General features: G+C 55.9%; 15 protein-coding genes. 2 read left to right on the top strand and 13 right to left on the bottom strand.

All coding sequences use genetic code 11. The annotated features are described in order from the left end of the window. Window positions 1-8 precede the first annotated feature (8 nt). A complete protein-coding gene (locus HTA01S_RS22090; protein WP_068175336.1) occupies window positions 9-2,105 on the bottom strand; it encodes a glycosyltransferase family 4 protein in 2,097 nt (698 codons plus the stop codon). A 152-nt stretch (window positions 2,106-2,257) separates the two neighbouring features. Then, window positions 2,258-3,160 carry an NAD-dependent epimerase/dehydratase family protein gene (locus tag HTA01S_RS22085; protein ID WP_322788371.1) on the bottom strand — a complete coding sequence of 301 codons (903 nt, stop codon included), beginning with the start codon at window positions 3,158-3,160 and terminating at the stop codon, window positions 2,258-2,260. A 417-nt stretch (window positions 3,161-3,577) separates the two neighbouring features. Between HTA01S_RS22085 and HTA01S_RS22080 the strand changes: the two genes are divergently transcribed. Together HTA01S_RS22080 and HTA01S_RS24955 are read left to right on the top strand one after the other, a co-directional pair. Beyond that, a complete protein-coding gene (locus HTA01S_RS22080) occupies window positions 3,578-5,359 on the top strand; it encodes a S8 family serine peptidase (protein ID WP_169804802.1) in 1,782 nt (593 codons plus the stop codon). A 71-nt stretch (window positions 5,360-5,430) separates the two neighbouring features. Further along, window positions 5,431-6,252, top strand: coding sequence for a tail fiber domain-containing protein (locus HTA01S_RS24955; protein WP_084236472.1), 822 nt, complete (start codon window positions 5,431-5,433; stop codon window positions 6,250-6,252). Window positions 6,253-6,347: 95 nt separating this feature from the next. Here the strand turns inward: HTA01S_RS24955 and HTA01S_RS22070 are convergent, their stop codons facing one another. From HTA01S_RS22070 to HTA01S_RS22030, 11 genes are all read right to left on the bottom strand, one after another. Further along, complete coding sequence (locus HTA01S_RS22070) at window positions 6,348-8,690, bottom strand: hypothetical protein (RefSeq protein WP_157572234.1); 2,343 nt, start codon at window positions 8,688-8,690, stop codon at window positions 6,348-6,350. Beyond that, complete coding sequence (locus HTA01S_RS22065; RefSeq protein WP_068175326.1) at window positions 8,677-9,555, bottom strand: hypothetical protein; 879 nt, start codon at window positions 9,553-9,555, stop codon at window positions 8,677-8,679. Before HTA01S_RS22065 ends, HTA01S_RS22070 begins: the two co-directional genes overlap by 14 nt. Before the next feature lie 4 nt (window positions 9,556-9,559). Continuing rightward, window positions 9,560-10,195 (bottom strand): class I SAM-dependent methyltransferase, encoded by a 636-nt coding sequence (locus HTA01S_RS22060; RefSeq protein WP_068175324.1) that lies wholly within the window; start codon window positions 10,193-10,195, stop codon window positions 9,560-9,562. A gap of 166 nt (window positions 10,196-10,361) precedes the next feature. After that, on the bottom strand, window positions 10,362-11,699 hold the full coding sequence (locus tag HTA01S_RS24950) for a glycosyltransferase (RefSeq protein ID WP_084236471.1): 1,338 nt from the start codon (window positions 11,697-11,699) through the stop codon (window positions 10,362-10,364). Further along, window positions 11,696-12,730 carry a glycosyltransferase family 4 protein gene (locus HTA01S_RS24945; RefSeq protein WP_084236470.1) on the bottom strand — a complete coding sequence of 345 codons (1,035 nt, stop codon included), beginning with the start codon at window positions 12,728-12,730 and terminating at the stop codon, window positions 11,696-11,698. The genes HTA01S_RS24950 and HTA01S_RS24945 overlap by 4 nt, the downstream gene beginning before the upstream one ends. Further along, entirely contained in the window at window positions 12,727-13,761 is a 1,035-nt protein-coding gene (locus HTA01S_RS24940; RefSeq protein WP_084236469.1) for a glycosyltransferase family 4 protein, read from the bottom strand. The genes HTA01S_RS24945 and HTA01S_RS24940 overlap by 4 nt, the downstream gene beginning before the upstream one ends. Further along, a complete protein-coding gene (locus HTA01S_RS22045) occupies window positions 13,758-14,864 on the bottom strand; it encodes a DegT/DnrJ/EryC1/StrS family aminotransferase (protein WP_068175319.1) in 1,107 nt (368 codons plus the stop codon). The genes HTA01S_RS24940 and HTA01S_RS22045 overlap by 4 nt, the downstream gene beginning before the upstream one ends. A gap of 16 nt (window positions 14,865-14,880) precedes the next feature. Then, a complete protein-coding gene (locus tag HTA01S_RS24935) occupies window positions 14,881-15,507 on the bottom strand; it encodes an acetyltransferase (protein WP_084236468.1) in 627 nt (208 codons plus the stop codon). Then, window positions 15,504-16,880 carry an FkbM family methyltransferase gene (locus tag HTA01S_RS24930; protein ID WP_084236467.1) on the bottom strand — a complete coding sequence of 459 codons (1,377 nt, stop codon included), beginning with the start codon at window positions 16,878-16,880 and terminating at the stop codon, window positions 15,504-15,506. The genes HTA01S_RS24935 and HTA01S_RS24930 overlap by 4 nt, the downstream gene beginning before the upstream one ends. Window positions 16,881-16,971: 91 nt before the next feature. Further along, complete coding sequence (gmd, locus tag HTA01S_RS22035; protein WP_068175315.1) at window positions 16,972-18,006, bottom strand: GDP-mannose 4,6-dehydratase; 1,035 nt, start codon at window positions 18,004-18,006, stop codon at window positions 16,972-16,974. 278 nt (window positions 18,007-18,284) lie between these two features. Next, window positions 18,285-19,508, bottom strand: a complete 1,224-nt coding sequence (locus HTA01S_RS22030; RefSeq protein ID WP_068175313.1) for an ABC transporter ATP-binding protein — start codon at window positions 19,506-19,508, stop codon at window positions 18,285-18,287. Window position 19,509 lies beyond the last annotated feature (1 nt).

Below are 19,509 nucleotides of genomic sequence, written 5' to 3'. Positions count from 1 at the left end.
GTTCGATCTCAAATCCGGTGGTCTTGGCGCAGTTGCTGCAGGCGAGCTTTGTAGGCCCGGGCCACGGCCTCGATGGAGTAATTCTCGGTGATGTTCTTCCGGGCATTCGCGGCCAACCGCATGCGCTCGGTCTTGTCTTCCCGCAGTCGGACCATCTGCTGGCTCGCCTGCGAGATGTCGGGATCGCACCAGAACTGGCCGTCGGCGAACAGGTATTCACCCTTGTTCAATGGAATCTGTTCACCGCTGACCAGATAGCTGGTGTCAGCCGTGCAGAAGTCGGCGTTGCCCGAAAAGTCCGTCACCACGGTGGGGACGCCCAGCAGCATGGCCTCGGCAATGATGCGGCCGAAGCCTTCGGAGCGGTGCAATGAAACATAGGCATCGCATGAGGCGGTCAGCCGTGTCACATCCGACCTCGACAGTGTCTTGTTAATCACCACCACTCGGTCATCGCTCGCGATCTCGTCAAGCATGGCTTGCCAGCCTGTGGAGTTGTTCTCCAACCCCATAGCCTTGATCACCATGCCTACTTTTTGGTCGGAGGGGAAGGCTGCCTTGAAGGCGCGCACCGCACCCACCGGGTTCTTGCGCGACAGCCAGGAGTTGCCGTCGAACATCACCAGAAACAGGAACTTGTCGGCCGGCAGACCCAGCGCGCGCCGATCGGGGCCCGCGATGGCGGGCAGCTCCACCGCCAGCGGCATGCGCCGCACCGGCTTGTCACCCAGGCCGGCGAAAGCGGCGCCCACGTATTCGCTGAACACCCAGATCTCATCGACCATCTGGTGCACGCCCGCCAAGTACCCGGGCCAGGCGGGCAGTTCCCATGGCCAGGCCCCAATGTTGTAGGTACCAGCCGTTAGCAGTGAGCGCCCGCCCTCCATCCCCAGGCGGATCATCTCCGTGGGGGGCAGGCAAAACAGCGAAACCGGATGCACCGGCGCGGCCACCATCTGGGCGTCCAGCGTGTGGTCCAGTCGGGCCGGGCCGGGCATGGGGGCGTCGATCACGCAGTAAGGCAGGCCGGCGATCTGGGCCGAGCGTGCCGCCATGCGCACATCTTCCGCAATGCCGATGACGGACTGGGCGTAGCCGACGATGTTCAGGCCCGGCAGTTGCAACGCCGGGTCTTCAAACAGGCTGGCCACAGCGGCGTACTCGGTTGCCCCGTTGGCCTTCCACCAGGCCTCCAGGCCATGGCAACCCGCAGCATTGCCCAGGTCGAACGCCGCTTTCAGATCGGCGCGCGCGCCCCAGATCAGGCAGGGCAGGTAGGGTAATGGCCGGGCACAGGGTGCAGGCGCCATGTGGCGGGTGGCGTCGAACCCAGCGCTCTTTTCGGCCAGTTGGCCGCGCAGTTCCATGTGGTTGCGCAGCGACCAGGAGGGCACGGCGAATTCGTGAAAACCGTTCTGTTCCCACCAGATGAGCGCGGCCAGCCAGCCCGTCTCGGTGTCGAGCGGGTACAGGTTCCGCAGATCGTCACGCCCCTGGATGATGAGCGAGAGGAACAGTGGCAGGGGGTGCGCACCCTGCGGGCCATGGGGCCGCAGCTGGCGTAGCGAGGTGTCCACCCGCCAGGCCACGCGCACGTATTCCTTGTGGCCAAAGCCAAACCACCACATCAGCAAACCGATGCGGCCAGACTCCTGGGCAATGTCGTAGCTCGCTTGCAGGTCGGGCCGGTCGGCCCAGATCAGTCGCAAGGGCTGGGGCAGGACCTGGGTGAACGAGGACTCATCCACCACCACCTCGCGTGTCCGGGCTGTGAAACCGGGCACCAGATCGAGCACGCTGGGCCAGTTGCCACGCAGCATGCGGGTGAAGCCGCGGCCGCCTTGGGCGAGTAGTTCGTCGGCATGGAGGCCCCGCAGTGTGTCCAGATCCGCCGGGTTGAGCGTCCACTCCATCTCGGCGTAGTCTTGGCGGCTGTCCGATTCCCACCAGGCGTAGACGGCGATGCGGTCGAGCAGATGGTCGGTCTTGAGGTGCGCAATATCGGGGCGAATGCCCAGCAACAGGCGAATGCCTGCCGGAACAGCAAAGGCCATGTCGGCCGGACTCTCGGGGGCCTGTTTCAGCCAGTCGGTGTGGGGGATCACGGGCGTCCTGCGGTGATGTCTGCTGATCGGGCCCGTTGCCAGTGTTCTGGGCGTGTACCGTGCGGCGGTCCAGGTGGCAGGTCAGCATGTCCTGCCACCCCGCATTATAAGATTTACCGCCAACGCGACCATCCACGCACCGGCGGGCATCTTTAGTCGGGGCGCGCGGCCGCCAGCATGCTGCTCAGGGTGTCCTTCAGCGAGTAGGTTGGCAGCGGTCCGGTACAAGCCATGAGTTTGTCCGGGTCGCCGCAGAGGCGGTGGACTTCGTTGGCACGTATGAAGGTCGGGTTCACTGTCACCTGCATGTGATGACCCGTCAGCTCTTCCAGCGCCGTTATCACCGCTTGCAAGGTGTAGGGCTGACCCGAACACACGTTGTACACCTCGCCCGGCACGCCTTTATCCAACAGCGCCAGATAGGCGTCACAGACCATGCGCACATCATTGAACTCGCGCTCCACGTGCAGGTTGCCCAACTCGATTTGAGGTATCCGGCGGGCAAAGTGGTCCACCAGCTTCGGGATCAGGAAGCCGGGTGCCTGGCCCGGGCCGGTGTAATTGAACGGCCGGGTCAGAAGCAGGGGCAGGCTGTCCGAATAGGTGCGGGCCATGTGTTCCATGGCCAGCTTGCTCATGGCGTAGTGATTGACGGGAGCTGGAGGCTGGTTTTCGGAAATGGGCGATGCGTCGCAATTGCCATACACATTGGCGCTGCTGGCGATCAGGACGCTGGTCAGGTATTTTTGCTGGCTTTTCAGTGCCTTCAGCAAATTGACCGTACCAATCACGTTGACCTTGTAGAACGCGGTTTCGTCGGCGTGACCGACAAAACTGATGCCGGCCAGGTGAACAACTTTCTCTATGCGTTGGCCAGTCAACTCGTCTTCCATTCCCTGCACATCGTTCAGATCGGATTGCAGTGCCAGAACGCGGTGACCACGCGATTCGGCCATTTTTTTGAGATGTTGACCGGTAAAACCGGCAGCGCCTGTCAGCAGGATGCAGGAGGACATGAAGGGTGCCTGTTGTGCAGAAAAGACAAACGGTTGCATTCACCAAGCGAATGAAAAGTTGTCCGCAATTTCGTGAGTTTTCGGGTTCGCTGCCAGAGAACTGAACGACCGCCGGATTGTGCTTTCCTGCCATTGGTCAACAGTTGCAAAGAGCCTCACCGAGGCTGTGCGATGATACGGCCCCCGCCGGGTGTGGCACCCGGCGTGTCGAACGCAAATACGTTGGGAAAAGTCAGCATGTTCAATCGATGGGTTGGTAGGACTCGTGCGTCTGGGAAGCAACGCACAGCACGAAAACGGGTGTCTCCGCTCGTTTGGTTTCGCAGTCTTTTGCCGGTTACGGTGCTGGTTGCGGGGGTGGCGCTGGCGCAGTCTGGCCCGGTATCGCGCAGTGCCGCAGACCATCAGCGTCACAGCGCCCTGGTTCATACCGCTTCGGTCCGAGGCTCGGTACCCGTGATCGTTGAACTGGCCCGGCAAGGGGCTGCTGGTGGGAGTCTACGCGTTCAGCAGGGCACTGCAGCGCAGGTCGCAGACCTTCGTGCGACCCAGGACAGGGTGCTGTCGCGTCTGGTGGCTGCGCGCTCCAATGCAGGCCTGAGATCGGCGCAGGATATGGCCCGTTTCAAGCGATTCAGTTATTTCTCGGGTATGTCGCTGCGCGCTTCGGCACAAGACGTGCAGGCGTTGTTGAGTGACCCCGAAGTTCTCCGCGTGCATGAAGATGTGCTGCGAAAGCCGGTGATGCTCGACAGCACGGCGCGCGTGGGCATGGTGTCCGGCGCGTTCCAGGGGCGTACCGGTGCGGGCCAAGTGGTTGCCGTCTTGGACTCTGGCATTGAGAAAACCCATCCCTACCTGTCTGGCCGCGTGGTGTCGGAAGCTTGTTACTCGACGAACGATGCGGGTTCCTCGAGCACGTCGCTATGCCCGGGCAGCGTGGAGTCTTCCACTGCTGTCAATTCGGGACTGGATTGCTCATCTTCCATCAATGGCTGTGGCCATGGAACCATGGTGGGGGGGATTGTGGCGGGGAACACCCACCCCAGCTATGGCGGGGGCATGGCGCGGTCTGCGGAACTGATTTCGATCCAAATCTATAGTCGTATTGACAATTCGACGATCTGTGGTGGGGCGCCACCATGCATTCTCACGTGGACATCGGACGAAATTTTGGGGCTAGAGCGTGTCTATGCTTTGCGCTCCAGCTACCGCATCGCCTCAGTGAACATGAGCCTGGGGGGCGGCGCCTATTCCTCTTACTGTGACTCTGAGCCTGAATATCCGATCGTCGCCTCTTTGCGATTGGCCGGCATTGCGACGGTGGTGGCCAGCGGCAACGAATATCAAAGCTCCAAGCTTTCTGCTCCGGCATGTTTGTCGAATGTGATCAGCGTGGGCAGCACCACGGATTCGGACACCGTCTCAGACTTTTCCAACAGTGCCCCCATGCTGCAACTGCTGGCGCCGGGAGATGACATCACGTCCACCTACCTCTCCGGTTCGTACCTGACCGGCGATGGCACCTCATTTGCAACGCCCATAGTTGCGGGAGCCATCGCCACTCTAAGAGAGCAGAACCCGCAGGCCAGCGTGGACACCATGCTGGCGATGCTCAAAAGCACGGGGCTTGGTGTGGTTGACAGCCGCAATCAGCTGCTTCGGTCTCGCATCCGTGTGGATCAGGCCATGTCGGGCCTGGACAGCCTGGCGAGAATCCCGAATGGTCGGAGCCTTTCGGGCCAGTCCGGTACCACGGGCCAGTTCAGCTATTACTCAGTGGTTGTGCCCTCGGGTGCGAGCAATCTGAGCATTCAAACCACCGGCGGAACCGGTAATCCCAACATGTACGTCAAACGAGGCAGTCGGCCCACCCAGGCGTCGTTTGACTGCAGCTCTGCAAACGCTGGAACCACGGAAGCCTGCTCCTTTGCATCGCCCACAGCGGGTACCTATCACGTGATGTTGCACGCGCCGTCCGCCTATTCCGGAGTGACCGTGCGCGCGGACTTCGATCTGGGTTGTGCCAGCTCGTCCGACATCGTGCTGCCCAGCTCGGTGAGCGGAACCGCTGAGCATTCAACGTGCGGAACCATCACCTCGCACGCCACCAGCACCGCGGTATCAAACACCGGGGTACTGCAGTTGAATGCCGGCACAGGCATTGTGCTTCGTTCGGGTTTTCGGCTTACCGCTGGCGGGCGCCTCTGGGCCCGCGTGTACCCAGACATGCAATGACGGGCATCCTTGCCCGCTTTATTTAACTCATATACGCTGAATATCATTTAACTGGACAATCTGGAGGTCTTATGAAAATTGCTGGAATCACCCAAAAGAGTTTGGTCGCTTTGTCATTGGCCGGTGCCGCGATAGGGTGCGTTCATGCCAATGAGCTTTATGTGGAGCCCACCGGCGTCGGCATTGGTGTCGCTACACCCGATCGCCTGTTGCACCTTCGCGGTTCCAACGCCGTTTTCCGCATGGATCGTCCAATGGATACGGCGGCTTTTATCATCGCGCGTACCGATTCGAGTTACACCCCTATGAAGGTTTTTGTGGTGGGTGTGAATGCTTCGGCTCCCGGAAATGGGGAATTCATCATCAACGATCTCGGTTCATCCACAGGTGGTGCCGCGGCAAGAAGGATGACCATCACATCGGGTGGGGAGACACATTTTACCGGGGTGGTTCGTGCTCCTGCGTTTGCCCAAACCAGTTCCATTCGATTCAAAAACAATGTGCTTCCGCTGACCAATTCAGTTGAGAATTTGAAGCAATTGCGTGGCGTCAAGTTCAACTGGAAAGAAACCGGAGCCCCTTCGATCGGCCTCATCGCGGAGGAGGTGGCGAAAGTCTATCCCGAGTTGGTGGAGATGGATGGTGGAGTTCCCGGAGCTGTCAATTACTCTGCCATGGTGGCTGTGCTGCTCGAGGCGGTGAAGCAGCAAGACGAAGAAATTCGTCGCCAGAGGATCGAGTTGGAGGAAGTCAAGCGTCAAACCAAAATGGCAAAAACCTCTGAAATTGAGGGGCGCTTGGTTGCGCTTGAAGCTGCTTACACGCAGCTTTTGTCAAGCCAGTCTGCTGCGGAAAGAACGGCATTGCATCAGGTCGGGTTCAGTGCAAAATAATAATTGAGAGAACTCAAGGGGTTTGTTGCACGAAGCCGCCCTTTGGCTTGTGCTCAAACCCCAATTGCGATGCTGCTAATCAGCAGGCAGCTGCTTTATCTGCTTGGCGTTGACATGGGTCTTTCGCGCAGAGCCAATGACATCAGTCCAAGCGCAAGAGGGCGTGGATCACCGGATATACCCAGTTCTGCTGGGGATTTTGGTGTTTTAAATAGAAAAGTAAGCATGATCCATGACTCATCCTTGATCGTAAGGTCGGACAATAGATTTCTAGGGATCTGGATTGTCTTTGTTGATGGTGTGGCATCATTTGGTAGTGCATAGTTCAATTGCCCTATTTTTCTATTGCCAAAGAAGACATCAATCTGTTGTTGATCAAGTTTGCCGGGTATAAGAAATGCCCGACCGGTGATCTGTAGCTCAAGATCGCTGTGTGAATGTGCTCCAATATTCAAGAGCACATTGGCGCTATTTCCTGCGGACCATTGCCCCCATGGCTCTGGAATCGACCAACCTTCCGTGAGAAATGTATGCATCGTGGATGGTGCCTCGCCAGATTCAATCGACTTCTGGCATGGAGATGCATCACATGCAATCAAAAGAATTCTGCCCATCAACTCTGCTTTGGGCCAGTTCAAATATTCCTGCTTGAGGCGCAGGGCTGTGTAGTGCTCACGCTTGATGATTTCGAACACGTCCAGATGCTCAAGTGCCTGCGCAATGGAATGTAGCTGATCCTTGAACTCGTGAGGATATGGCCACTGTGCAGCCCACTGCATATCGCTGTAAGGAAATACCACAGTGTCGGCTTGCCTGCTGGAGAGCAACATGGCGACACGCCTTGCGAATTGCCCGTCGATCTGTCCTTGGTGAAAGTCACGCATCCAGTAGGGCCAGTGGTCCTTTGCGCTTTCCAGATTTTTGTCGCCCCCGATGTTGTAGCTGGTGATATTCAGCCGTGCGGCAAGGTAGTTGACCAGGAAATCGTTGCGGTAGGGGAGGAAGGCCACCCGCTCACCATCGCGCAAAAATTTGCGCATGTCATCAACCAGATCCGTTTCGATCTGGAAGAACATTGAGCGGTTATGTGCGTCTCGAGTCCATTTTTTTGGCAGGTTGGGCAGATTGAGAACAATCACCCCGACCATCAGCGCGATCGCGAAGCGCTGGGAGCCAGGTTGATTGCGCGTTGACAGAGCAAGCAGTAGCACCCCCCATGCGCCGAACACGCCCAAGGCTGTCCAGCGGTAGCTCGCACGCATGTTGTTGAACCCGGGGAGTTTTTCGGACAGGATTCCCGAGCCAGTGGGCGCCAGAGCTGCCGCGGCCGGCATCAATCTGCCTGCATTTGCGCTCTCGGTTTTGACCGAGTTCAGCTTGATCGATGGACCCAGTGCCATGTAAAAACCAAAAAGCGCTATCACCAGGAAACCCATAGCCGCGTTCTGTATGCGAACCATGCACCACGCTGCCCAGATGCATCCGACGACCACTGGAAAGGAGAAGGTTGTGACCCAGACGGAGGTGTCACCAAAATACTGTTGATCGGAGCGCTCCACACTCCAACCCAATGCATCAGGCAGCCAGTGCATACCCAGTGTGGGCCAGGCAAAAAACGTCAGATCGGCACCCCAGCCTCGGAAGAAGTCCAGAGATGCAGGTGCGTAACCTGACTTGCCGACGAAGGCGCTGTAAAGCAGATAGGCTGCCAGCAGGCTGAGCGCGTGAATAGGCAGTGCCACCAGGGCAAGACGCCTTCGCCCAATGGGGTCGGCTTTTAGCCACCACCAACTACCGAGCAGACCTGCCCCAATCGCAAAAAACATGAAGCTGTAGCCATCCATGAAAACTGCGAGGATGCACACCACCGGACAGGCCAATTTCCACAAGATGTGGTTGCCAATCGAATCATCACCGGTTGGCGCGCATTGCTGGAACAACTTCAACGAGCAGAGGAGATACATCGGCAGCAAGGCAATGCCGATGGACAGCATGGAATAGTCGGCGTGTGCCCAGGTGACGGGCATGCTCATCCACCCCAGGGCCGCCAAAACCGCCAAGGCGGGTTTGACCGAAAAGTGCCGTGCCATCGCGTAGGCCGACACCATGGCCAGCGTCATCCAACTGGCCACCATGGCGCTGTACGCATCGGGGGGCTGCAGGCCCAGTTGGATGTATAGGGCGGTCAGCCAAGCGCCGGGCAAACCGAATGCCATGGCTGCAGGTTCTGGGGCCCCGAAGTTGGTCGCGTACACCGTCCACAGCGACTGGTTGACGAACGACTGGGAAAAACCAGTGGACCAGACGGCCTGACCCAGCGTGGGGGTCAGCAGGAACGGCACGGCACCGTGAATCACCAGCATCAAGCCCCAAGTGCTGACCAGCAGCAACAGCATCAGGGCACGATGGTTGGTGCGTGGGTGTTCAAGCGTGGTCATGGGCTTTTGTCCTGGTGGAAAGTGCGTACAAGTAAAACAACAGATCACCTGAGGCCGTCACCACTCGCCCCAGGACTACCGCTACAAGCAAATCTGCTGGTGTGAACAGCCCGCCGAGCAACAGCAGCAACACGGCTTCGCGCACCCCCACTCCAGCCGGAGCCCCAGGAGTCACGAGGCCCGCCAGCCACGCCAGCACATAGGCGCCACATACCGAGGGCAGCGCGGAGTAGGCCACAGCCGATGTCTGGCTGCTCATCAGAAGCACCGCGATGAAGACAGCGCCCGACATCATCAGAAAGCTGGCTTGCCAGCACATGGCCTGGGCAAGCGGCCTGGCGCCGAGGCGGCGGAGCGCGACATATCCACACGTCAGCAACGATGCCCACAAGACGATTGCGGCGGCGGCGGGCATATGTGGCCAGCCCAGTGGGGTCGCCAGCGCACCATACAGAAGACCCAACAGGGCGAGCATGACCAGCTCCCACAGGGCCGACTGTGCCAGCGGACGAGCGGCCATGCCCGCAGACATACCAAGTGCTTGGCGCCCCGCCAAATGGAAGATGTTGCCGGGTATGTACTTGTTGATTTGAGACACACCATAGGTCTTCAGCGCCCATGGCCATGGCGCCTGAAGCTCCAAATAGTTCAGCAGTTGCCACCAGGCTCGGGCCAAAAAGGCATTGGAGGCGCCGTATGCGATCATCAAAAGGGTGAGCGCACCCCAGGTGGACGCACCAAAATGTGAAACGTCTATCTGCGCCGAGTGCTCTGCAATCTTCAAGACAACAAAGGCTGCCCCAGCCACCGCCAGCAGGGTACTGGCGGTGTGAAACCAGTGTTTGAGGTGAGGGCGATGGATCACCCGCCTAGTCTTTCACCCGACACAGCAACATGGTCCAGGGCAGCGGGGTCTTGACCGCGACCACCTCAAAATAGCGCTCGACGAGCGCTATGAACTGGCGGGTCGACCAGTGTTGCAGGTGACCCGGTGTGTTCCCCCAGTGGCGGACATAGGCGCCACGCGCCATGTTCATGGCACACCATAGGGGTTCGCGCGGCACCGTCAGAATGACGTGACGACTGGCCACTCTCTGGATGGCAGCCAGACCGGCCAAGGGATCGGTCAGATGCTCCAGCACCTCGCTGCAAACGATCAGATCGGCGCTGTCCGTGTCCGGCGCAATATCGTAGATGCTGCGCACGGAGAACATGCCTGGGTCCAACTGGGCGCTGACGGCATTGTCCCGGGCCATGGCAATGATCTTCTCGGAAAAATCGCTGCCTCGGGCAGAGATGCCTTGCCGGGCCCACTCCAGCACCCAGTGGCCCTCCCCGCAACCCAATTCATGAACGTTGGCAGGAGCGGCTTGGGCGACCAGAGCGGCCAAACCGCTGTTGAACCCGCGCATGATCTCGCGCACCAGTGGATTGCGGGACTCGTATTTGTCGAACACATTGCCAACGACAATCCCGTTTTCCTGCAAACCGTGCGAAATTTTCAAAACAGATGCCCTCACTCGGATAATTACGTTCAAACCTGAAAATGGGCCGGATTTTTTGAAAACCCGCTCCGCGACGCTGGGCAAGCATGGTCGCGGAATACTATTCCACTTCAGTACGACCTAGGTTAAGCTGTCGGTCAATTTGATGAAAACCTCTTGCCACGCTTCAGCAATTTTCTGGACCCTCTTTCGTTGCCATCTCTTGGTTGATTGATTCGAAAATATGTAGAGGATGTATCAATTCATCCGTACTCAGCAGGAGTCCATCTGTTGACCAGCCTTGGAGTATTTTGCAAAAATTGTTGATGGCGTTTTTTGCTGGTGTGGTTCTGGAAATATGCGAAATGGCATCGATTAACTGTTCTGCATAGTTCTGTGCTGTAAAGGTCTGGGACGCCCAGTGTTGAGCCTCGGTCCCAATGCATAGGATCCGGTCTTGGTCTTCGAGCAGTGCTTCCAAGGATGATTGGATATGGCCGATTTCGTCGGTCTGCTTAATCTTGATAACGCATGGGTCCGGAATTTCTGCGTAGAAACCAGTGTCAGTGACCATCACTGCTTTGCCATACAGCATGGCCTCAATCGCTGAAGCAGAGGCGGCCTCTAAGGCCGGCCAGCGAAGGCTGCTAATGACATCACTCTCGGTGATGACGTACTCCAATTTTTCATCATCAACCTGGCCGGAAATGAGCAACTTCACACCGAGTTGGGCCGCCAGCTCAGTAAGCGTGGTCTTCATGTCGGGGCTCACGGCCCCGACCAGACGATAAGTCACCCTCTGCTTCAGTAAATGGCTACGTCCAATCGCTTGAATTACACTCGAAACACGCTTGTTCGAATTCACATTTCCGATGGTTAAGAGTTTCAGTGTTATGGCCTCGGCAGATGCGGTGTCAGATGCATTGGCTGCCCTGATTGGGGCATCATAGGCCAGCGGGACAACCCGTACCGGGCCCGAACATGAATTCAGCACGCGGTCGCAGCCCCAGTGGCTGTGGGTTATCACGCCATCTGCCTGCGAACAGATCCACTCGGTCATGGGGGTGATCTCCCGGGTGCCTTCGATGAACGATTCACCATCAGGAAAGCCGAAAAATTGTCCTGCTGCTTCTATTCCATACCAGTGCTCTAATACGGTTTGAGCCGGAGAACGATATTTCTCTGCCCAACAGTAGAAAAGATGACCCAGAAAGAAATCATGTAAACAGACCAGACCTGGAAAATCAGCAAGCCAGCGAACGCCGCCCTCGTGAAAATCAAAATTATCGCCTATGTGATAAATAATGGCATCGGCATTCAGGATGAGCTCTAAAACCAAGGCCTCGTCATTCCAAGGGATGATCAGCGTACCGAAATCGTGCGTATTGGTTGTTAGCAGTGGCTTGACCTCGGTCCGTACCACCGTTACCCGACATCCCTGCGCCACCAGTTCATGTGTTACCAAGGCCGCCATTCGACCAATAGCAGATCCGGTATTTGCAGGCGTAAAAATTATTAGATTCATGATACGAGTCTATCGACTATCTGCGGCCATTCATTCATTTGGCTTTCCATGAGTTGTAAGGCGGCAAATCCATATTCCCTGGTGCGCTCGGTGTTTTTAAAAACGGTGTTCATAGCGGATGCCAGTGCGTCTACATTCGGATCGACCACCCAACCAGTGACTTCGTGCTTGGCGAAGCTCAAAATGCCGCCACTATCACTTGTCGCAATGATGGGTTTTGCGGCTGCAGCTGCCTCTATGGCAACATAGCCATAATCCTCATTAAATGGGATGCAAGCCACCGCTGTGGAGTTGTTGACATAGTCTGCATAGGTCTTGCGCGGCAAAAATCTTAAATCAAGCTTGACCCGATCGGTCAGATTGTTGTCGGATACCAATTTTGTTAGTCTATCCGCATCGGCTGGTGTATCTGGCGGGCCTGCAATTAGCAGCCTAACATTTTTGTCTGAGTTTATCATTGCCTCTAGCAATAGATGTTGACGCTTCATCGCGTTCACCCGACCTCCAGCGAATATGTACCCGCCGGAAGTTCCTGGGGAAAAAAGCTCCTTGTTATTTATAGGGGGAGGCAAAACGATAGAATCTGCCCCGTTATACTGCAGCAAGCGTTGCCGGGTAACTTCTGAGATGGAGAATATTTTTCTACTCTCCAGAAAGCTTTCATCGTCAGCAGTCTGCACCACTCTCTGTAGTGCATTCCCAAACTCGTTGGATGGTAAATTTGATAGGCCTTGATCAAGTAAATCGTACGCTTGGCGATACTGGTGTACCAGCCAAAGTGTTTTTCTTGGATGGCGTATCAAATAGGCCGGAAATTTAAGGGCAATTACATGGTCGACATTGGATAGTTCAAAAGCACGCACCATCAGCATCTGGGAAGGGATTTTTGCTGGCGGCTCCCACTGGAATGGAATACGCAAAATCTCGGCGTCATGCCCGGCAACGATCAGATTCTTCTGAAGATGAGCTGCAAGCTCCTCCGCTCCACCCCAAACAAAAGGAGCCATGTTGTTGACGATAAGCACTTTCACGCCAGTAGCCTTTGCAATACATGCGTCCAGGAAATGTTCAACTCCACCAGTCTGTCTCGAGCGTTTCGGCCCATGGCTTTAGTTTTGGCATGGTCGAGAAACAACCGATCCATGGCCTCAGCCAGCGCCTCGGGCGTTGGTTCGGTGACGTAACCATTGATGCCATCCTGAACAAGTTCAAGCACGCCACCGGAGTCTGACGTCGTTAAGATCGGCTTGGAGGCATGGCTGGCTTCGACGCTCGGATAGCCGTAGGAGTCTTCGTCTAGCGGGAGATATGCCGCAGCAAGACAACTTGCGAGTTGATCAACCTTCTCTTCTTCACTAATCCAGCGGTTATCGAGATGGACACGATCAGCTAGCCCTAACTGAAGGATTCTTTGAGAGAGATTTCGCGGATAGTCTGCCCCTGCACATGTACCAGATAGTCGAAGACGCACCGGTGTTCGGGTATGGTACATAGCCTCGATAAGCAGGTGCTGGCGTTTGTGATGTTCCACTCGGCAAATGTAGACGATCTCGTCATTGAAGCCTTCGCAATGAAAACGTTCGGGTCGAAAGACCGGCGGATACAGAACTTCACTGCCGATTCGGTTAAAGCTTTTCAAGCGATCGGAAACCACGCGACTATTGGTGAAAATCGCTTTTGCCTCGCGCAGTCCCCCATCATCGACACGATGCAGTGCCTCTCGAATTTTTTGATGTTTCGGATCGTCCGGAAATCCGCGATATGGGCTGTCCCACAAATCATAAAAAGAACGGATATGATGAATAAACCAGAGAATCTTGTGCGGGTGGGGGATTAGGTGAGCTTGAGGCCGAAAGCAGATGATCCTGTCGGCCATTTCCAAGTCCAACCAGCGAAAGGCCATCATCTGCTGGAATAGCAAGTCAGGCGCATCGACCTCGGGAAGATAAATTCTTTCTACCTGATGCCCTTGTTCCTCAAGCATCGCCTGAAGCCATTCCACAATATTTCGTGCTCCTCCGTTGATGAAGGGGACGAACGTAGAGCAAAGTGCTATTTTCATTTTTTGCAGAGAATCCCGGCGAGGCTCCGGGCTATCCGGTCCACATCATCTCTCGTCAGGTCCAGATGTGTGGGTAGATTGATGCCCCGTTGTGACCATAAGTCGGCAACCGGATAAGATGAATCCTGCAGATAGGGTGGAAGGATGTGCATTGGGTAGAAAACAGGACGAGTCTCGATTCCATCCTCATCCAGATGGTGCATGACATGGTCTCGCCGATTCGCATCGCCGTCGCGCAAAAAGACGTTGTACATCCAGTAAACCTGCTTGGCCCAGCTTGCCTGCACAGGGAGGATGATTTGATCTCTTAGCTCGCTGAGTGCCTCGTCGTACCATTTGGCGAGACGCTCGCGATCGGCTAAAGCTTTCTCAATGCCTTCCATCTGAGCCAGACCAATCGCGGCCTGAATATTGGTCATGCGGTAGTTGTACCCGATCACCGGAAACCAATAACGGCGCTTGGGGTCCATACCCTGTCCGCGAAAAAGGCGCAGCTTGGCCGCAAGCGCATCATCGTCAGTGGTGACCATTCCCCCCTCTCCAGTGGTAATGATCTTATTGCCAAAAAAACTGAACGTCGCACACGTCCCTAGGGTTCCGACCTTTTGTCCGTTCACTTCCGCGCCATGAGCTTCTGCCGCATCTTCAACGACCCACAGTCCGTGTTTATGGGCGATCCTGTTCACTGCAGTCATATCTGCCGGATGACCGTAAAGATGCACGGGAATGATGCCGCGCGTGTTCGAAGTGATTTTCCGTTCGATGTCAGCAGGGTCTATGTTCATCGTGTCTGCACACACATCGACCAGCACAGGTGTCGCCCCACAATAACGCACCGCATTGGCGGTCGCGATATACGTTACCGTCGGGATGATCACTTCATCGCCCGGCTTCAAGTCCATTGCCACCATGGCCAGATGCAAGGCGGTTGTTCCATTGTTTGCGGCAATGGCATGCTTAGCACCACAGAATTTTGCGAACGCTTCCTCGAAAGCGCCAATATATTTGCCGTTGGAGGAAATCCAGTTGGTATCGAGACAATCAAGTACATACTTGCGCTCGTTTCCAGTCATTTTGGGTTGGGCAACAGAGATTCGGTTCATGCTTTTTCCTAGGCAATTAACTATTAAGAACTCTTGTCGGTACGCCAACCACAGTAGCACCCGACCCGATATGACAAATTACAACTCCACCAGCTCCAACCGTCACGTGTTCCCCAATCTGGATTTCAGGAATAACTTTGCAACCGACACCCAAAAAGCTCAGATTTCCAATAGTCACATTCCCGGCCAATGCACATTGCGGTGCGATGTGCACAGCCTGACCGACCCGACAGTCGTGATCGACTGTCGCTCCCGTATTAATGATGGCGAGATCCTCAATCACCGATTCTGCATTGATGACGACACCAGCCATCACCGCAACCCCACGCCCTAGTTTGGCGCTTGGTGAAATAATGGCATGTGGACTGATGGCGTTGACCAACTGGTAGCCGTGACCGACACAAATAGTGCCTAGTCGCTCTCTGAGGCGGTTCGAACCAATGGCCACGAAGAGCCTGAAATGACCTTTCGCACGTAGCGAAACAAGGTGTTCGTCACCACGCAGGACCGGGACATCCAGACACAGGTCGGGGCTGTCCGAGCCACCCACACAGCAGGCGATGCTCTCTCCCATCGACCTGAGAAGCTCGATGCAAACTTTGGCATGGCCACCTGCACCAACAACAACAATATCGGATCTCATGACAGTCGTTTCCAGGCCGCTGAATTCTCGCGTGCAAAGAACAGATTAACAGACTCAACCTTCGTCAGTTCAGCAATCGACAACGATTCAAGCATGCCTGTATCCTGGTTGATTACCCGATGGTTCAGCCCCAACTTGCTGAATGACTCGAACCATTGGTCTGGGGTGCGCCCGATTCGACGCAAATGCGAGGCGCCAAACTCAACAATCAGTGCTATATCCGGATTGCTGGTGATTATGGATGCTCCCCCCTCGATAACATCGAGTTCGGCCCCCTCAACATCGATTTTCATGAGATTGATGGGTTGACCCGGGGCAATGGTATCGTCGAGTCTGAGGAGGGGAACCTCAATGGGGTTTTGGTGGTGGTTTGGGGTATGGTCCAAAGAAAAAAGTGAGTGGTGTCCGCTCGTGGCCCCAATGAAAAATTCATGATGACCAGTGGTGTTGGAGACAGCCGCTTGATAGATGGTTGTCATGTTCGAAAAGCCATTCATCCACACGGATTTTTCGAGCATCCGTTTTGTCTGTTCGAACGGCTCAAAGGCAATGATTTTTCCCTGCCCCTGCATGGCACGCGCCGCAGCTAGCGTGTGCATTCCGATATTGGCACCAACATCAACATAGAGGTCACCAGGCCTCAGGAATTTCTGAATCAGCAGCCTTGTTCCTGGCTCTAGCTCGCCGCTCTCAAGCAGACTTGAAATCAATGCGTGATCCGATGCAGAGCAGAGAACGAAGCCAACTTCAGTTCTAACCAGCATTTCACCCACGTCGCAATTGACCGCGACTCTTCTAGCAGATGCGGCAGCGTACTGCTCGATGCGACCGAGGCGAGGTATCAAAATATCATTCAGCATCTGCTGATTTTTTAGCAAAGTCGCTGATACTTTTTGGAGTTCTCGTCTGATTTCCAGGGTTGTCGCATTCGATGCTCTTAAAATATCTTGCTGAATTTTAAGAGTTGTAGCTGGAGATGGGTGGTGGGGTTCGTTTTGAGTTTCGCGAGTCGCTGTTGCGGCTTCATTTTCAATTTTCTGCTGAATTTGCGCCGCCATTGCGGCAGATGTTTTTTGTATTTCTTGGTGGAGGTCGCTGATTAAATAGTGCCTCACTCGAAAGGCAATCGGCCTCAGGATTGGCTTAAGTAGCCTATATCCGAACTGTGCAATTTTTCGAACCATGGCTCTTGTTGTTGATGGCGTTGATGTTTGATTTGGTTGGCATGGTTCGTGATTTGATTCGGCGGTGTCTTGATTGATTTTCAAGGCAGTAGTCGAAGTGTCTTCATCAGAAATCTGCTGCGCATCACGCCTTAGTCCTGATTCAAAAGCGACGCGAATGTCGAGTCTATTGCGATAGATATGGTTCATCAAAACATCACGCTCAGAGATGAGCGCTCCATGTCCGTCCAATTTCTATATTTTTTCTTGCCATGTTGTTCGCACTAGTTGATTGGGCCGTCTAGAACGACGATCCTTGTTCATTGCGACGTAGATCTGCATCTACCATCATCTGGCAAAGCTGTTCCAGTGTCGTGGTTGGCTTCCACCCCAGTTTGGCCTTGGCACGTTCAGGATTACCAATCAACAGCTCCACCTCAGCCGGACGGTAGAACTTCGGGTTGATGCGCAGCACGGTCTTACCGGTGGCGCTGTCCACCGCGGTTTCGTTTTCGGCCTGCCCGCGGAAGTCCACTGTGATGCCTGCGCCTTTGAACGCCATAAGCACAAAATCGCGCACGGTTTCCGTGCGGTTGGTGGCCAGCACGAAAGTGTCTGGTTCGTCGGCTTGCAGCATGCGCCACATGCCTTCCACGTACTCCTTGGCGTAGCCCCAGTCGCGCTTGGCATCCAGATTGCCCAGCTCTAGGCAGTCCAGCTGGCCCAACTGGATTTTGGCCACGCCGTCGGTGATCTTGCGAGTGACGAACTCGCGCCCGCGCAGCGGGCTTTCGTGGTTGAACAGAATGCCGCTGCTGCCGAAGATGTCGTAGCTCTCGCGGTAGTTCACCGTCATCCAGTGTGCATACAGCTTGGCCACGCCGTAAGGGCTGCGGGGATAAAAGGGCGTGTCTTCCGCCTGCGGAATGGCCTGTACCTTGCCAAACATCTCGGAGGTGCTGGCCTGGTAGAAGCGGATCTTGGGGTTGACCAGGCGAATCGCCTCCAGCAAGTTCAGAGCCCCGATGCCGGTGATCTGCGCCGTGGTGCTGGGCTGCTCGAAGCTGACGCCCACAAAGCTCTGAGCCGCCAGGTTGTAGATCTCGTCGGGCTGGACCTTCTGCACCATGGCGATGCTCGCGCCGAGGTCGGTCAGGTCGTATTCCACCAAGTGCAGGTTGGGGTGGTTTTGAACGCCCAGCTCCTCGATGCGCCAGAAGTTGACCGAGCTGGTACGGCGGTAGGTACCGTAGACGACGTAGCCCTTGTTCAGTAACAGTTCGGTGAGGTAGGCGCCGTCTTGGCCGGTAATGCCGGTGATGATTGCGGTTTTCATGAAGTCCGTGATGAAGTTGGGGAAGGTGGTTTGGAGATACCTAAGGCCTCAGCAATTGTTGGGTGCCCGTTAGAAGTCATCCGGGGTCGTGTGTGCGAATCAGCTTCTGATCGCATCCTTCAGTTTCCATCTGTATTCAGTTCGAGAGTGCCAAGACATTCTTCTTTGCGCCCTCAGATTATTCTGGTCAGCCCGTGAACAGGTCGCTCGCCTCAGGTTGTAGGCAACGTATCCAGGGTAACGCCTTGAACTGTGGTCTAGGCCATCTCGATACGACGTCATAGAAGCTCCACTTCAATGGTGGGGTCGATCCAGGCAAGTCCGGCAAAATGAGGTTTGTTGATATTGACGACAGAAAAGACCAGCGCAAGGTCCTTCCATTCATAGTTGTTGATCAGGTGCGTATCTGAGCTGGTGAGCGCGGTCTGAATGGAGTAGGTCCCCGGCCCCAGATTGGCAGGAAACCGAACCTCATATCTCAGCTTCGTACCTGACCGGACTTTGGTGAGAACCTGACCCTTGAGATGCGTGTTGGTGCCGTACACGACGTGGCCCAAGCGATCTTTGATGCCATAGCCCATGACCAGTTGCTCAATGTCGCTCGTCGTGCAGGCATCAATTCGCAGAATAATCTCTTGCCCCACATCGACGACTTCAACCGGGTTTCCATTCCGATCGTGCAAAGATACTTGTGTTGTTTTTGCTTGACCGGTGCCTGAAACGGTCTGTATTTTTCCATCGTCTCTGAGCACTGTCTGGACTGACTGGTTTTGGTTGTCGGCCAGCATTGCGTTGTAGTAATCCATCACAGCCTCGGGTTCGCCTTCCATGGCCAGCCGGCCTGCGTTGAGCAAGATGGCCCGGTCACAAATGGACTGGATGGCGCCCTTGTCGTGGCTCACGATGAGCAGGGTGGTGCCTTCTTCGCGAAACTGCTTGATCCGGGCAAAGCTCTTGTGGACGAAATAGGCGTCGCCCACCGATAGCGCCTCATCCACGATCAGGATGTCGGGCCGATGCGCCGTGGCCACGCTGAAGGCCAGCCGCATCTGCATGCCGCTGCTGTAGACCCGTACGGGTTGATCAATGTAGTCACCGATTTCGGCGAACGCTTCGATACCGGGCATCAACCGTGCGATTTCCTCGACGGAGTAGCCGAGCAGCTGACCGGCCATGAAAGCGTTTTGCCGCCCGGTGAAATCGGGATGGAAGCCCATGCCCAGCTCCAGCATGGCAGCCACGCGGCCGGTCATGCGCACACTGCCGGTGGTTGGCTGAGTGGTACCGGTGATCATCTTGAGCAGCGTGCTCTTGCCCGCGCCGTTGATGCCGATGATGCCGACAGCTTCTCCCGGGTTCACCGTGAAGTTGATGCCCTGCAGCACCCACTTGAGGGTGTGCCGTTGGGGTTGAAAGGGGATCAGCCATTCGGCCAGACGCGCCCAGCGCGTCGGGTACTGTTTGTAGGCCTTGCCCAGGTTGGAGACGGTGATGGTGCCCATG

Origin of the sequence: Hydrogenophaga taeniospiralis CCUG 15921, assembly GCF_001592305.1 — a bacterium.
GTDB lineage: Bacteria > Pseudomonadota > Gammaproteobacteria > Burkholderiales > Burkholderiaceae_C > Hydrogenophaga > Hydrogenophaga taeniospiralis.
The sequence above is the reverse complement of the archived record's forward strand: the minus strand, read 5'-3'. Positions and strand labels throughout refer to the sequence as shown.